The following is a 14,481-nucleotide window of genomic DNA, read 5'->3' on the forward strand; positions in this document are numbered from 1 at the left end:
CACCATGTGGACATGGACGCCGCACCCTCTCCCGCAGATCACGACTCCACCGACTGGACCTTCGTCGTCGACCAGGGGTGCTCCCAGTGCGGCTACCGCCCGCACGACCCGAGGGAGACCGGTGCCCGGCTCGAGGCACTCGTCCCGCGCTGGGCGGAGGTGCTGCGGCGTCCCGACGCGACCCGGCGCCCGGAGCCGGGGGTGTGGTCGCCGGTGGAGTACGCGAGCCACTCCCGCGACCTCGTGCGGGTCCTCGGCGAGCGGGTGGCGCTGATGACGAGCCGGGAGGACCCTCCCTTCGCCGACTACGACGGGGAGGCCGAGGCCGTGCGGCAGGAGTTCTGGGGAGCCGACCCGACGGTGGTCGCCGACCAGGTCGCGGCCCGCACCGCGGAGACCGTCCAGGTCCTCGGCGAGGTGACCGACTGGGAGCGTACGGGGCAGCGCGGGGGTGGCCGCCGCTTCACCGTGACCCAGCTGTGCCGCTACCTGCTGCACGACGTGGAGCACCACGTGCACGACGTGGCGGGCTGATGGGGCGCATCCACGAGACGGTCAAGGCCCTCCACCCGGGGTCCTTCGCCTTCGTCATGGCTACGGGCATCGTCTCGATCGGCATGGGCCAGCAGGGCTTCACGCTGATCTCGCGCGCCCTGCTGGGCATCGCCGTGCTCGCCTGGGTGCTCCTGATCGTCGCGACCGTGCTGCGCCTGGTGGGCCACCGCGACCGGGTCGTGGCCGACCTGCGCGACCCCGTCGTGGCGTTCGGCTTCTTCACCCTCGTCGCGGGGACCGACGTCGTCGCGACCCGGCTCGTGGAGCACCACTGGCAGACGAGCGCGGTGATGCTCGCCTTCGCCGCGATCGTCGGGATCCCGCTCGGGTACGCCGTGCCGTGGGCGGCCGTGCTCTCGCGGGCCGACCGACCGGTGCTGCGGCACGTCAACGGCACCTGGTTCATCTGGGTCGTCGCGAGCCAGTCGGTGGCGACCACCGCCGCCAGCATCGAGCCGCACGTGGGCGCCGGCCGGGCGGAGGTGGCCACCCTCGCGGTGGCGGCCTGGGCGGTGGGTGTCGTGCTCTACGCGGCCTGCGCGGTCTTCGTCTCGCTGCGCGTCATGCTGTACCCGATCACGCCGGCCGACCTGAACCCGCCCTACTGGGTGTCGATGGGGGCGATGGCCATCACCGTCGTCGCCGGGGCGAAGGTCGTCGAGATGACCCCGACACCGATCGTCACGGCCACCTCCGGGCTCATCTCCGGGCTGCTCGTGCTCGGCTGGGCGTGGGCGACCTGGCTGATCCCGGTCCTCTTCGCGATCGGCCTGTGGCGGCACTGGTGGCACCGCATCCCGCTCGCCTACGAGGCGACCTGGTGGAGCATCGTCTTCCCCCTCGGCATGTACGCCGTCGCCAGCATGTACATCGGCGGGGCGGACGCCCTCCCGCTCGTGGAGTCGATCGGCGCCGCGTGGCTGTGGGTCGGGGCCGCGGCGTGGCTCTTCGCGGCGGTCTCGATGGCGCGTTCCTGGCTCCGGCCGGGTGGTGCCGGGGGAGTACGGTCCGGACATGGCGACGACAACCCAGGTGCACATCAGGTCGGTCCGTGACGAGCCCGCCGACGGGGACGGCTTCCGGGTCCTCGTCGACCGCATCTGGCCGCGCGGGGTGAGCAAGGAGGCGGCCGCCCTCGACGAGTGGCTCAAGGACGTCGGCCCCTCGAACGACCTCCGACAGTGGTTCGGCCACGACCCGGAGAAGTTCGAGGAGTTCGCGAAGCGCTACGAGCAGGAGCTCGCGGACAACGACGAGTGGCGGACCCTGCAGCAGCTGGTGGCGGAGCACGGCCGGGTGACCCTGCTCTTCGGGGCCAAGGACCGCGAGCACAACCAGGCCGTCGTGCTGCGGGACCTGCTGACCCGCTAAGCGCCCCGGCTCGCCCGTTGACCCGCGCCGATCCGGCTCAGCCGACCTCGTCGTCGACGAAGACCGGACGGGAGACCCGCAGCCCGGAGATCGTGATGCCGGGCCCGAGGAGGATCAGCACGACGAGGGGCACGGCCCAGCCGCCGGTGCTGTCGTGCAGCAGGCCGATGATGAAGGGGAAGACACCGGCGAGCAGGTAGCCCACCGGCTGGACGAAGCCGGACAGCTGCGCGGTCACGTGCGAGTGCCGGCTGCGCGCGGTGATGAGCGCGATCGCCGCCGGGAAGGCGAAGCCCGAGATGCCGAGCAGGATCGCCCACAGCCACGGCGCCGAGGCGGGGGCGAGGAGCAGGCCGAGGTATCCCAGCGAGGCGAAGCCGCCGAAGGCGATCATCCACCGGGAGATGTCCGGCGACCGGTCGATGATCGTCGGCATGATCAGGCCCCCGATGATGCCCATCCCGGTCACGATCGACATGTAGACCCCGGACGTCGCCTGGGAGATGCCGGCGTCCCGGTAGATCTGCGGCAGCCACCCGAACTGGATGTAGGCATTGGCCGACTGGATGCCGAAGAGTGCGGTCAGGGCGATCGCGGTGGGGGAGCGGCCGAGCCGCAGGCTGGGGGTCTCGGTGTCGGTGCGGCGGTGCACCCGGTCCCGGGCGGCGACGACAAGCCAGGGCAGCAGCGCCACGAAGGCCACCACGCCCCACAGGCCCAGGGCGGGGCGCCACCCACCGGGGAGGGAGTGGGCGACGGGCGTGGCGATGAGCGGTGCGACGGCGCCGCCCACGGTCAGCCCCATGCTGTAGATGGTCATGAGCTGGACCTCGCGCCGGCCGTTCGAGTGGCGCTTGATCCACGCCGGGACGAGGACGTTGCCCAGCCCCATGCCGGCCAGCCCGAGGGTGGAGAGCAGCAGGAAGATCGCCGCGGAGTCCGTCGTGACCCGGATCAGCAGGGTGAGGACCATCGCCACGAGGCCGAACATGATGCCCCGGGAGAGACCGACCCGCCGGGCCAGCGCCACCGCGCCGGCACCGGCCACGGCGAAGGTCAGGCCGGGGAGCGAGGTCAGCGCGCCGGCCGCGGCGCTGCCCATCCCCAGGGTCTGGCCGACCTCCTCCAGCAGCGGCCCGATGGAGGTCGCCCCGGGGCGCAGGTTGACCGAGATGAGCGCGACCGCGAGGAAGGTCAGCCACACGCCGAAGCGGGGATTCGTCCCCGGAACGTCCTGGCTGCTCACGTCCGGTGTCTATCACCCACAGGCACTGGTCGGCACATCCGTCCCGCGGGGCAGCCCGTAGGATCACCGGCGATGACCAGCGCACCCGCCGTCCCGCCCGCGCCGGTCCCCGGCTGGGACGAGTACTTCCTCGGCATCGCCGACGCCGTCGCGGCCCGGGCCAAGTGCACCCGCCGCCGGGTCGGTGCGGTGCTGACGATCGAGCACCGCATCATCGCGACCGGCTACAACGGCGCTGCGCCCGGCGAGCCCGACTGCCTCGAGGGCGCGTGCCCCCGTGGGCGGCTGGACTACGACACGGTCCCGGGACTGGGCGACTACGACCGGCCCGGGACCCCCGGTTTCTGCATCGCCATCCATGCCGAGGTCAATGCCCTGCTCTTCGCCACGAGGGACACGAAGGGGGCCACGGCCTACATCACGGACCAGCCCTGCCCGGGGTGCCGGAAGGCGCTGGCGGCGGCGGGGATCGTGCGCGCGGTGTGGCCGGGCGGGGACTTCGACCGGCACGGACTCACCGACTGGTGAGTTCCCCTTCCGCGGCCCGGTGGGGGATGGGATGCTGCGACCATGGTCGACGAAGTGAGCATCGATGACACCCCGACACCGGCCGGCGCGATCGTCGCCGGTCTCGACGGCAGCCACCGCGACCCCGCGGTCCTGGCCTGGGCGGCCACCCGGGCGCGTGACCTGGGCGCCCCGTTGCACTTGGTGCACGCCGTCGACCTCGGGACACCGCTGTCCGCGTACGGGGAGCTGCTCACCAGCCCCGACATCGTGGACAAGGTCGAGGAGGAGTCGACCCGCGTCGTCACGGACGCGCGGGAGATCGTGACCCGGGACCACCCCGACCTCGCCCTCACCTCTGCCATGCCGACCGGGTCACCGGCCGGCGCGATCATCACGGCGTCCGAGGGCGCGCACGAGCTCGTCGTGGGGTCCGCCCGCAAGAACCGCGCCGAGCGCGTCGTCCTCGGGACGACCTCGCTCAGCGTCGTCGCGCACGCACCGTGCCCCGTGGTGCTCGTCCCGCAGGGGGCCTCGCTCGCGGGTGACGGCCGGATCGTCGTCGGCGTCGACGGCAGCCAGCACAGCCGACTCGCCTTCGAGTTCGCGATGGACACGGCCCGGGCCCTCGGCGGATCGGTCACGACCGTCACCTCGTGGAACGTCGAGGTCGTCGACGGGGTGGTCGTCACCGAGCCCGACACGGAGCAGTGGCAGCGGGTGGAGCGCCGCTACGGCGCCATGGCCCAGGACACGATCGCCGCGATCCGCGCGCAGTACCCGGAGGTGCCGGTGGAGGTGCGGGTCATGCACGGGCGGGCCGCCGAGTCGATCACGAGCGTCGGCGACGGCGCGGGCCTCGTCGTCATCGGCTCCCGTGGCCGCGGCGGCTTCCGGGGGATGCTGCTCGGCTCGGTCACCCAGCGGGTGCTCGCCCTGGCCACCTGCCCCGTGGCGGTGCTGCACCACCGCGGCTGAGGCGAGGCCGCGGGTGGCGGCTCAGTGCCGGGCCCAGAAGTCCCGCATCGCCGCCATGCCCTCCTCGGTGTCCTGGGGGCGGTGCCCGGCGCGGGGGAGGACGAGGCGCTCGGCTCCCTTCGCCGCCAGCGCGGCCGCGACCTCCTCGTACATGCTGCGCTCCTCGCCGGTGATGACGAGCGTCGGCACGATCCTGGGGGTGTCGCCGCGCAGGTCCACCTCCCAGGGCGCGGGTGTGGTGCGGATCCGGGCGGCGACCTGCTCGGCCTTGTCCGTGTCCAGGTCGGGCGGCGCATCGCCCATGCCGGCCGCGAAGCGGGCGAGGAACTCCGGCCCGTCGACATCCGGGTCGTCGGCGACGGCGAAGACGGGGGCCATCGCCCGCACGTGCCGCTCGACGTAGCGGCCGCCGCGGGCCAGGTCGTAGCAGGCGGGCTCGATGAGCACGAGGCTGCGCAGCCGGTCGGGGCGCCGCTGGGCGGCCAGCACCGCGGTCACGGTGCCGTAGGAGTGCCCGACGACGTGACCGGGGGTGGTGAGCAGGTCGATGACCCGGTCGGCGTCGCGCTCGGGCTGGTCCGAGGTGCCGGTGCGCTCCAGGAAGACGTGGTCCGGGGCGGCCTCCTGCGCCGGCAGCGGCCAGGCCCGGGCGCCGCTGCGCCCCCGCCCGTGGATGAAGACCGTCCTGGCGCGGGGGGTGATCATCGGCATGCGGGCCTCCTCGGTCGCAGCCGTCCTCCAGGCAGCGAGGGCGCGGGCATCGGCCCCGGCGCGCCGGCGGGGACGGGGCCGAAGCGCCGCTCGGCCGGCGGCTCGGGTCCGGTCTCGGCCAGCCAGGCCTCGCGGGCCAGCACGATCTCCTCGTGGCTGCGCCCGACGAAGCCCCACCACATGACGATGGGCTCGGCCAGGGGTTCGCCGCCGAGCACGAGCACCCGGCAGCCTCCGGCCGAGGTGAGCCGCAGCTGCTCCCGGCCGGGTGGGAGGTAGCCGACCTCGCCGGGACCGACCGGGTCGCCGGCGAGGGTGACGTCGCCGGCGTCGAGGAGCACCGCGTGCTCGTGGCCCGTCGGCACGTCGAGCACGATCTCGGCATCGGCGTCCAGGAGCAGCTCGGCACCGAGCAGCGGGGTGGGGGTGAGGACCGGTGACTCGATGTCCAGGAGCCGCCCGAGGAAGACATAGGCGATGCCACCCGGCACGTACATCGGCTCGGGGACGTGGTGGACGAAGCCCGGCTCGGTGTCGGAGAGGTGCTCGGGCAGCACGAACCACAGCCGGACACCGTGCAGCGTCTCGGCGCCGGGCGCGGAGCGCTCGAACTGGCTCACCCCGCGGCCGGAGGTGGTCAGGCCCAGCTCGCCGGGGCGGACGAGGGCGCGGCTGCCGGTGGAGTCGCCGTGCTCCAGCTCCCCGGAGAAGAGCCACGAGACCGTCGCCAGCGAGGTGTGCGGGTGGACCGGCACCTCGAGGCCGCCGGCGGGGACCTCGTGGGGGCCGTAGTGGTCCAGCAGGCACCAGGCACCGACGTGACGCCGGTGGCGCGAAGGGAGCGTGCGCGAGGCCGCCACCCCGGAGGGGTGTCCCGGGGGAACCTCCCGCGGCGCCACGATCTGCAGGTCGCTCACACCGGCGATGCTACCCACCCGGAGCGCTGGGGCTCACGGCCATCGCCTCGAGGTACCCCGACCGCAAGGTTTTCGCGATTCGAGGGATAACCCTGCATCTCCTGCGACGAGTCGGTGTCAGGTCACCAAAGAGTCACAGTTGTGTCTCACCCCACACCTAGTCGTGGTCTTCAACGCCCAACGGGTCTTAGATGTTCCGAGCAGCCGCTGATGCGCTGCTCACCAGGAGGTGGAGCCGGGAGAAGCCGGTGACGCCGGTTCACCCGCCCACGGGCGGCAGACGTAGGAGGACATCCATGCGAGTGAAGTCTCGCTCGATGGCAGTTGCCAGTATCTCGGCGGTCGCGCTCCTCGCGACCGCGTGCGGCGGCAGCAGCGATGACGGTGGCGGCGGCGAGGGTGGCTCGGGCGGCGAGGTCGTCGTCAACGGCTGCACCCCGGAGAACCCGTTGGTCGCGGGCAACACGGCCGAGACCTGTGGCGGCAACGTGCTGGACACCATCACAGCCAAGCTCATCCACTACGACTCCAAGACCGCCGAGCCGGAGATGGACATCGCCAAGTCCATCGACACCAAGGACAACCAGCACTTCACGGTCAAGCTCAAGAAGGGCTACAAGTTCCACGACGGCACCGAGGTCAAGGCCAAGAACTTCGTCGACGCCTGGAACTACACCGCCTACGGCCCGAACGCGCAGCAGGGCTCCTACTTCTTCGAGCCCATCAAGGGCTATGCGGACACCCAGTGCACCGGTGACGACGAGGAGGACCCCTGCAAGGGCAGCGGCAACAAGGCCAAGAGCAAGAAGCTGAGCGGCCTGAAGGTCGTCGACGACCACACCTTCACCATCGAGACCACCGAGAAGGTCTCCAACCTGCCGCTGCGCCTGGGTTACACCGCCTTCGCCCCGCAGCCGGACTCCTTCTTCAAGGACCCGGAGAAGGCCGGCCAGAACCCGGTCGCCGCCGGCCCCTACAAGTTCGACTCCTGGACCAAGAACCAGTCGATCAAGCTGAGCAAGTTCGACGACTACTCCGGTGAGTTCGGCGGCAAGGCCGACAAGATCACCTTCAAGATCTTCAAGACCCAGGAGGCGGCCTACACCGCTCTCCTCGGCGGCGAGATCGACATCATCGACCAGGTCCCGAGCAACGCCCTCGTCGGCGACAAGTTCAAGTCCGACCTCGGCGACGGCAAGTACCTCGAGGAGCCGAACTCCACCTCGCAGTGGGTCGGGATGAACCCGCACGTCGACAAGAAGCTCTCCGACGTCAACGTCCGGCGCGCGATCTCGATGGCGATCGACCGCAAGACGATCACCAAGCAGATCTTCGACGGCGCCTACGAGCCCTCCACCGGCGTGGTCTCCCCCGTGGTCGACGGCTTCAAGAAGGGACAGTGCGGCGAGTACTGCACCTTCGACCCGGCCAAGGCCAAGAAGCTGCTCAAGAAGGGTGGCGGCTACGACGGCAAGCTGGAGCTCACCTACAACGGTGACGGCGGCCACAAGGAGTGGACCGAGGCGGTCTGCAACCAGATCAAGAACAACATCGGCATCAACTGCGTCGCCACCCCGACGGTGGACTTCGCGACGATGCTGACCAAGCTCGGCAAGAACGAGCTCAAGGGCATGTGGCGCATGGGCTGGGTCATGGACTACCCCTCGATCGAGAACTACCTGACCCCGATCTTCAGCAAGGGCGCGTCCTCGAACTACTACCAGTACGACAACCCGGAGTTCGAGAAGCTGCTGAAGCAGGCTGCAGCGGCGGACGACCAGGAGGAGGCCAACAAGCTCTACCAGAAGGCTGAGCGGGTCCTCGAGAAGGACATGGTCGCCATCCCGCTGTGGTACGGCAAGGCCATCATGGGCTGGTCCGACGACGTCGACAACGTCAAGTCCGACCCCTTCGGCAACCCGGTGCTCAACGAGGTGACCGTCAACTGATCCAGCCGCTGGTCCAGGACCGGCGCACCCGCCGTCGGCCGGCCACCCACGTGGCCGGCCGACGGCCTTCCCACGAGAGGGCCGTTGCCGCACAAGGCAATGGGTTACCCTCTGCCGGCGCCCCAGAGCGGTGGCACCCGAATTTACAAGGAGGTGAACGTGAGCAAATACATCATCCGGCGACTGCTCCAGATGATCCCGGTCATCATCGGGGCCACGTTCCTGATCTACGCCATGGTCTTTGCCATGCCGGGGGACCCCACGGCCGGCAAGTGTGGTGAACGTCCCTGCCCGCCCGCCTACGTGGCGGCCTTCAACGAGAAGTACAACCTCGACGACCCGCTGGTGATCCAGTACGGCAAGTACATGGGCAACGTGCTCCAGGGCGACTTCGGCGAGAACCAGTACGGCATCCCGGTCTCCGAGGACCTGAAGAACCGCTTCACCGTCACCGGTGAGCTCGCGGTCCTGGCCCTGATCGTGGAGGGGGTCATCGGTATCGCCGCGGGCGTGCTCGCCGGCCTGCGGCGGGGCGGATTCATCGACAACCTCGTGCTCGTGAGCACCCTCATCGTCATCTCGGTGCCCATCTTCGTCACCGGCTTCGTGCTGCAGTACGTCCTCGGCCTGAACCTGGAGATCGTCCCCGCGCTCGTCGGGTCCGATCCGACCTTCATGAGCCTGTTGCTGCCCGGTGTCGTCCTGGGCTCGTTGTCGATGGCCTACATCGCCCGACTGATGCGCAGCAACATCGGTGAGAACGTCAAGTCCGACTACGTGCGCACCGCCAAGGCCAAGGGGCTCTCCCAGGGGCGCATCATCGGGGTGCACACGCTGCGCAACTCGATGATCCCGGTGATCACCTTCATGGGATACGACTTCGGCGCCCTGCTCGGCGGCGCGATCGTCACCGAGGGCATCTTCAACATCCACGGCGTCGGCGGCTACATCTTCGAGGGGATCCACAACCGGGACGGCATGGCCGTCGTGGGCGCGGTGACCGCGCTGGTCATCGTCTACCTCATCGTCAACCTCATCGTCGACCTGCTCTACGGCGTACTCGACCCCAGGATCAGCCATGACTGAGAAGAACATGCAGGATCTCGAGACCGAGGCACCCGGCCCCGAGCGGGAGACCCCGGGGGAGGGGCTGGTGCGCCCGGCCGACGACGCCGTCTCGGCCCGGTCGCTGACCGCGGACGCGCTGCGGGCGCTGCGGCACAACCCGCTCTTCTGGGTCTCCAGCGTCCTCGTCGTCATCTTCGTCATCATGGCGATCTGGCCCTCCCTCTTCACCAACCAGGACCCGCACTACGGCGTCCTCAGCCGCGCCGTGCAGGACCCGAGTGCGCAGCACTGGTTCGGGACCGACCGGCAGGGCTACGACATCTACAGCCGGGTGATCTACGGGGCGCGTGCCTCGATCCTCGTCGGCGTCTTCGCGGCACTCGGGACGATGGTCCTCGGCAGCTTCCTCGGCCTGCTCGCCGGCTACCTCGGCGGCTGGGCCGACACCCTCATCAGCCGGTTCGGCGACATCTTCTTCGCCATCCCGCTGCTGCTGGCCGGCATCATCTTCCTCGCCGCGATGCAGGAGGAGGAGACCTTCCTCGGGATCCCGATCCAGGGCTACTTCGGGGTGATCTTCCAGGTCGTGCTCGTGCTGTGGCTCTTCGGCTGGCCGAGCATCATGCGTCTGATGCGCTCCTCGGTGCTGCAGGTCAAGCCCAACGACTACGTCCAGGCGGCGCGGGCCCTCGGCGCCTCCCCGCTGCGGATCACGAGGCGGCACATCCTGCCCAACGCGATGGCCCCGGTCATCGCGGTCAGCACGATCAACCTCGGAGTCTTCATCAGCGTCGAGGCGACTCTGTCCTACCTGGGGATCGGGCTGCGGCCCCCGACCGTCTCCTGGGGCGTGATGATCACCGACGCCCAGATCGCGCTGCGCACCGAGCCCTACATCCTCTTCTTCCCCGCCCTCTTCCTCTCGTTGGCCGTCCTGGCGTTCATCATGTTCGGTGACGCGATCAGCGACGCCTTCGACCCGAAGCGGCGGTGAGACACGTGAGTGAGCACATGAGCACAGAAGCAACCGACGACGAGCGCCTGCTCCGGGTCGAGGACCTGCACGTCGAGTTCCGCACCCCCGAGGGCGTGGCCAAGGCCATCAACGGCGTCGACTTCTCCCTCGACGAGGGGGAGACCCTGGCCATCCTCGGTGAGTCCGGCTCGGGCAAGTCCGTGACCGCGCAGGCGATCATGGGCATCCTCGACACGCCCCCGGCCCACCTGACGGGCGGGCGCGTCCTCTTCCAGGGGCGCGACCTGCTGACGATGCCGGACGAGGAGCGCCGCAAGGGGCGTGGTCCGGGGGTCTCGATGATCTTCCAGGACGCCCTCTCCTCGCTGAACCCGGTCTTCCCGGTCGGGTGGCAGATCGGTGAGATGTTCCGCATCCACCGGGGGATGAACCGCTCGGACTCCTACGACCAGGCCATCCGTCTCATGGAGCGGGTCAACATCCCCGCCGCCCGGGAGCGGGTCAAGGCCTACCCGCACCAGTTCTCCGGCGGCATGCGCCAGCGGATCATGATCGCCATGGCGATCGCCCTGGACCCGAAGGTGCTCATCGCCGACGAGCCGACGACCGCCTTGGACGTGACCGTCCAGGCCCAGATCATGTCCCTCCTGCAGGAGCTGCAGGAGGAGCACAACATGGGCCTGATCCTCATCACCCACGACCTGGGTGTCGTCGCCGACGTGGCGGACCGGATCGCGGTCATGTACGCCGGACGGATCGTCGAGCGTGCCGATGTCGAGGACGTCTACAGCAAGCCGGCCCACCCGTACACCAAGGGCCTGCTGGAGTCGATCCCGCGGCTGGACCAGAAGGGCCAGACGCTCTCGGCGATCGGCGGCCTCCCGCCGAACCTGACCCGCATCCCCCCGGGCTGCGCCTTCAACCCGCGGTGCGTGCTGGCGCGGGACGTCTGCCGCACGGACGACCCGGAGCTGCTGGACGTGGGGCCGAACCGGCAGTCCGCCTGCCACTTCAGCAAGGAGGTGCTCGATGCCTGAGAACGAGGTCATCCTCAAGGCCACCGGCCTGAAGAAGCACTACCCGATCAAGGGCGGCGTGCTCCGCCGCACGGTCGGCCACGTCCGCGCGGTCGACGGCGTCGACTTCGAGCTCTACAAGGGTGAGACCCTCGGCATCGTCGGTGAGTCCGGCTGCGGCAAGTCGACCCTGGGCCGGCTGCTCATGCGGCTGGAGGAGCCCACGGAGGGCAGCGTCGAGTTCGACGGCGTGGACATGCACGCCCAGCGCGGCGCGACCATGCGTCGGATGCGCCGCGACATCCAGATCGTCTTCCAGGATCCCTACACCTCGCTGAACCCGCGGTACACCGTCGGTGAGATCGTCGGCGAGCCGCTGGCGATCCACACCGACGTCGTCCCGCGGAACAAGCGCAAGGACCGGGTCCGGGAGCTCCTCGAGCTCGTCGGGCTCAACCCGGAGCACATCAACCGCTACCCGCACCAGTTCTCCGGTGGCCAGCGCCAGCGCATCGGCATCGCCCGCGGGATCGCGCTGAACCCGAAGGTGCTCATCTGCGACGAGCCGGTCTCGGCGCTGGACGTCTCCGTCCAGGCGCAGGTGATCAACCTGATGGAGAAGCTCCAGGACGAGCTGGGCCTGTCCTACGTCTTCATCGCCCACGACCTCTCGGTGGTGCGTCACATCTCCGACCGCGTCGGTGTGATGTACCTCGGCCGGATGGTCGAGGTCGGCGACGAGGACGACATCTACTCCCGGCCCACCCATCCCTACACCCAGGCGCTGCTCTCCGCGGTGCCGGTGCCGGACCCGACGCTGCGGGGGCAGCGGGACCAGATCGTCCTGCAGGGCGACGTCCCCTCGCCGGCGAACCCGCCGGCCGGGTGCCGCTTCCACACCCGTTGCTGGAAGGCGCAGGACATCTGCAAGGAGGACCCCACCCCGGAGCTGATCCTGCGTCCGCACGGCGCGGGGGAGCACCTCTCCCGGTGCCACTTCGCCGAGCCGCGCACGATCGTCGAGACCGAGGACGTCTCGGGGGCGAAGCGGGACAGCCTCTTCGCCGGCCAGGGGGAGCGGGACGACGATGACGCCCTCGCCGCCGGTCAGGGCACCGAGCCCGGGGGCCCGTCCGTGGACACCTCCACCGCCGGCGCCTGAGCCGGCGCTCCGCAAGGGGGTGCCCCACCGATCACCGGTGGGGCACCCCCTTCGCGCTGCCGTGGTGTCTCCATTTGGGCGACATGGCACCCTGTTGAGACAATCGCGATCATGCCCCTGACTTCTCGCAGCGACGTGCGCAACGTCGCGATCGTCGCCCACGTCGACCACGGCAAGACCACCCTGGTGGACAAGATGCTCTGGCAGGGGGGCGCCTTCGGCGAGCACGACCACGTCGACGAGCGGGCGATGGACTCGGGTGACCTGGAGCGGGAGAAGGGCATCACCATCCTCGCCAAGAACACGGCGATCCACTACAACGGCCCCTCCGCGGCCGCCCACGGCGCCCCCGACGGCGTGACGATCAACATCATCGACACCCCCGGCCACGCCGACTTCGGCGGCGAGGTCGAGCGCGGCCTGTCGATGGTCGACGGCGTCGTCCTGCTCGTGGACGCCTCCGAGGGGCCGCTGCCGCAGACCCGCTTCGTGCTGCGCAAGGCGCTCGCGGCGGGCAAGCCGGTCATCCTCTGCGTGAACAAGGTCGACCGCCCGGACAGCCGCATCGAGGGCGTCGTCGACGAGGTCTACGAGCTGTTCATGGACCTCAGCGACGAGGCGGCCGACCCGGAGGCCGCCCTGGAGTTCCCGATCGTCTACGCCTCGGCCAAGGCCGGCGTGGCCAGCATGGAGCGCCCCGCGGACGGCGAGCTGCCGGGCGGCAGCGACCTGGAGCCGCTCTTCCGCACGATCATGGAGACCGTCCCGGCGCCCTCCTACGACGACGAGGCGCCGCTGCAGGCGCACGTGACCAACCTCGACTCGAGCAACTTCCTCGGCCGGCTGGCGCTGCTGCGTGTCTTCAACGGCCAGCTGCGCAAGGGCCAGCAGGTGACCTGGTGTCGCACCGACGGCAGCCAGCAGCGGGTGAAGATCACCGAGCTGCTCATCACCGAGGGCCTGGAGCGGGTGCCGATGGAGACGTCCACCGCCCGCCCCGGCGACATCATCGCCATCGCGGGGATCCCCGACATCATGATCGGCGAGACGATCGCCGACGCGGAGGACCCCATCCCGCTGCCGGTCATCACGGTCGACGAGCCGGCGATTTCGATGACGATCGGCACCAACACCTCCCCGCTCGTCGGGCGCGGCCCGACCCGCGGGACGAAGGTGACCGCCCGCCTGGTCAAGGACCGTCTGGACCGCGAGCTCATCGGCAACGTCTCGCTGCGCGTGCTGCCCATCGACCGCCCCGACGCCTGGGAGGTGCAGGGGCGCGGTGAGCTGGCGCTGGCCATCCTCGTCGAGCAGATGCGCCGCGAGGGCTTCGAGCTGACCGTCGGCAAGCCGCAGGTCGTCACCAGGGAGGTCGACGGCAAGGTCCACGAGCCGGTCGAGCGGCTCACGATCGACACCCCCGAGGAACACCTCGGCTCGGTCACCCAGATCCTCGCCGCCCGCAGGGGGCGGATGGAGCAGATGACCAACCACGGCACCGGCTGGGTCCGGATGGAGTTCCTCGTGCCCTCGCGCGGGCTCATCGGCTTCCGCACCGAGTTCCTCACCGAGACCCGTGGCACGGGCATCGCCCACCACGTCTTCGAGGGGTACGAGCCCTGGGCCGGGACGATCACCACCCGTGTCTCCGGGTCGCTCGTCGCCGACCGCAGCGGGCCGGTGACCGGCTACGCGATGGTCAACCTCCAGGAGCGGGGGACGCTCTTCGTCGAGCCGGGCACCGAGGTCTACGAGGGCATGATCGTCGGGGAGAACTCCCGCGCCGACGACATGGACGTCAACATCACCAAGGAGAAGAAGCTGACGAACGTGCGCGCGTCGTCGGCCGACAACTTCGAGAAGGTCGTCCCGCCCCGCCGGCTCAGCCTGGAGCAGTCCCTCGAGTTCTGCCGCGAGGACGAGTGCGCCGAGGTCACCCCGGACGCGGTGCGCATCCGCAAGGTCGAGCTGGACCACTCCCTGAGGGCACGCGCGGCCGCCCGCGCCCGCAACTCGTGAGCGCCG

14 protein-coding genes are annotated in these 14,481 nt (G+C 70.2%); 11 read left to right on the top strand and 3 right to left on the bottom strand.

What is annotated here, in order from left to right; translation table 11 throughout:
• The first annotated feature begins 12 nt into the window (after positions 1-12).
• The 3 genes from JCO01S_RS01665 to JCO01S_RS01675 are packed head-to-tail and all read left to right on the top strand — an operon-like array spanning position 13 to position 1,926.
• Positions 13-534, top strand: coding sequence for a DinB family protein (locus JCO01S_RS01665; protein ID WP_068249816.1), 522 nt, complete (start codon positions 13-15; stop codon positions 532-534).
• A complete protein-coding gene (locus JCO01S_RS01670) occupies positions 534-1,610 on the top strand; it encodes a tellurite resistance/C4-dicarboxylate transporter family protein (RefSeq protein ID WP_084342538.1) in 1,077 nt (358 codons plus the stop codon). The genes JCO01S_RS01665 and JCO01S_RS01670 overlap by 1 nt, the downstream gene beginning before the upstream one ends.
• Positions 1,570-1,926: a DUF488 domain-containing protein gene (locus tag JCO01S_RS01675; RefSeq protein WP_068249818.1), complete on the top strand. Its 357-nt coding sequence runs from the start codon at positions 1,570-1,572 to the stop codon at positions 1,924-1,926. The genes JCO01S_RS01670 and JCO01S_RS01675 overlap by 41 nt, the downstream gene beginning before the upstream one ends.
• Before the next feature lie 37 nt (positions 1,927-1,963).
• On the opposite strand, the gene JCO01S_RS01680 is transcribed toward JCO01S_RS01675, so the two are convergent.
• Positions 1,964-3,172: an MFS transporter gene (locus JCO01S_RS01680; RefSeq protein ID WP_068249820.1), complete on the bottom strand. Its 1,209-nt coding sequence runs from the start codon at positions 3,170-3,172 to the stop codon at positions 1,964-1,966.
• Positions 3,173-3,244: 72 nt separating this feature from the next.
• Here JCO01S_RS01680 and JCO01S_RS01685 point away from each other — a divergent pair, with 72 nt between their 5' ends.
• A complete protein-coding gene (locus JCO01S_RS01685) occupies positions 3,245-3,700 on the top strand; it encodes a deoxycytidylate deaminase (protein WP_068249821.1) in 456 nt (151 codons plus the stop codon).
• 42 nt (positions 3,701-3,742) lie between these two features.
• Positions 3,743-4,657, top strand: a complete 915-nt coding sequence (locus JCO01S_RS01690; protein ID WP_068249823.1) for a universal stress protein — start codon at positions 3,743-3,745, stop codon at positions 4,655-4,657.
• A gap of 21 nt (positions 4,658-4,678) precedes the next feature.
• On the opposite strand, the gene JCO01S_RS01695 is transcribed toward JCO01S_RS01690, so the two are convergent.
• The gene (locus JCO01S_RS01695; RefSeq protein ID WP_068249825.1) at positions 4,679-5,368 is read right to left on the bottom strand and encodes an alpha/beta fold hydrolase; all 690 of its coding nucleotides are present in this window, start codon (positions 5,366-5,368) and stop codon (positions 4,679-4,681) included.
• Positions 5,359-6,285 (bottom strand): pirin family protein, encoded by a 927-nt coding sequence (locus JCO01S_RS01700; protein ID WP_068249826.1) that lies wholly within the window; start codon positions 6,283-6,285, stop codon positions 5,359-5,361. Before JCO01S_RS01700 ends, JCO01S_RS01695 begins: the two co-directional genes overlap by 10 nt.
• Positions 6,286-6,602: 317 nt before the next feature.
• On the opposite strand from JCO01S_RS01700, the gene JCO01S_RS01705 reads away from it, so the two are divergent.
• From JCO01S_RS01705 to typA, 6 genes are all read left to right on the top strand, one after another.
• Complete coding sequence (locus JCO01S_RS01705) at positions 6,603-8,234, top strand: peptide ABC transporter substrate-binding protein (protein WP_245634300.1); 1,632 nt, start codon at positions 6,603-6,605, stop codon at positions 8,232-8,234.
• Positions 8,235-8,393: 159 nt separating this feature from the next.
• On the top strand, positions 8,394-9,320 hold the full coding sequence (locus tag JCO01S_RS01710; protein WP_068249949.1) for an ABC transporter permease: 927 nt from the start codon (positions 8,394-8,396) through the stop codon (positions 9,318-9,320).
• Entirely contained in the window at positions 9,313-10,296 is a 984-nt protein-coding gene (locus JCO01S_RS01715; protein ID WP_068249830.1) for an ABC transporter permease, read from the top strand. The genes JCO01S_RS01710 and JCO01S_RS01715 overlap by 8 nt, the downstream gene beginning before the upstream one ends.
• A gap of 17 nt (positions 10,297-10,313) precedes the next feature.
• The gene (locus JCO01S_RS01720; RefSeq protein ID WP_068249832.1) at positions 10,314-11,315 is read left to right on the top strand and encodes an ABC transporter ATP-binding protein; all 1,002 of its coding nucleotides are present in this window, start codon (positions 10,314-10,316) and stop codon (positions 11,313-11,315) included.
• The gene (locus JCO01S_RS01725; RefSeq protein ID WP_068249834.1) at positions 11,308-12,456 is read left to right on the top strand and encodes an ABC transporter ATP-binding protein; all 1,149 of its coding nucleotides are present in this window, start codon (positions 11,308-11,310) and stop codon (positions 12,454-12,456) included. Before JCO01S_RS01720 ends, JCO01S_RS01725 begins: the two co-directional genes overlap by 8 nt.
• A gap of 111 nt (positions 12,457-12,567) precedes the next feature.
• On the top strand, positions 12,568-14,475 hold the full coding sequence (typA, locus tag JCO01S_RS01730) for a translational GTPase TypA (RefSeq protein WP_068249836.1): 1,908 nt from the start codon (positions 12,568-12,570) through the stop codon (positions 14,473-14,475).
• The last annotated feature ends 6 nt before the right edge of the window (positions 14,476-14,481 follow it).

The organism is Janibacter corallicola NBRC 107790 (assembly GCF_001570965.1).
Taxonomy (GTDB): domain Bacteria; phylum Actinomycetota; class Actinomycetes; order Actinomycetales; family Dermatophilaceae; genus Janibacter; species Janibacter corallicola.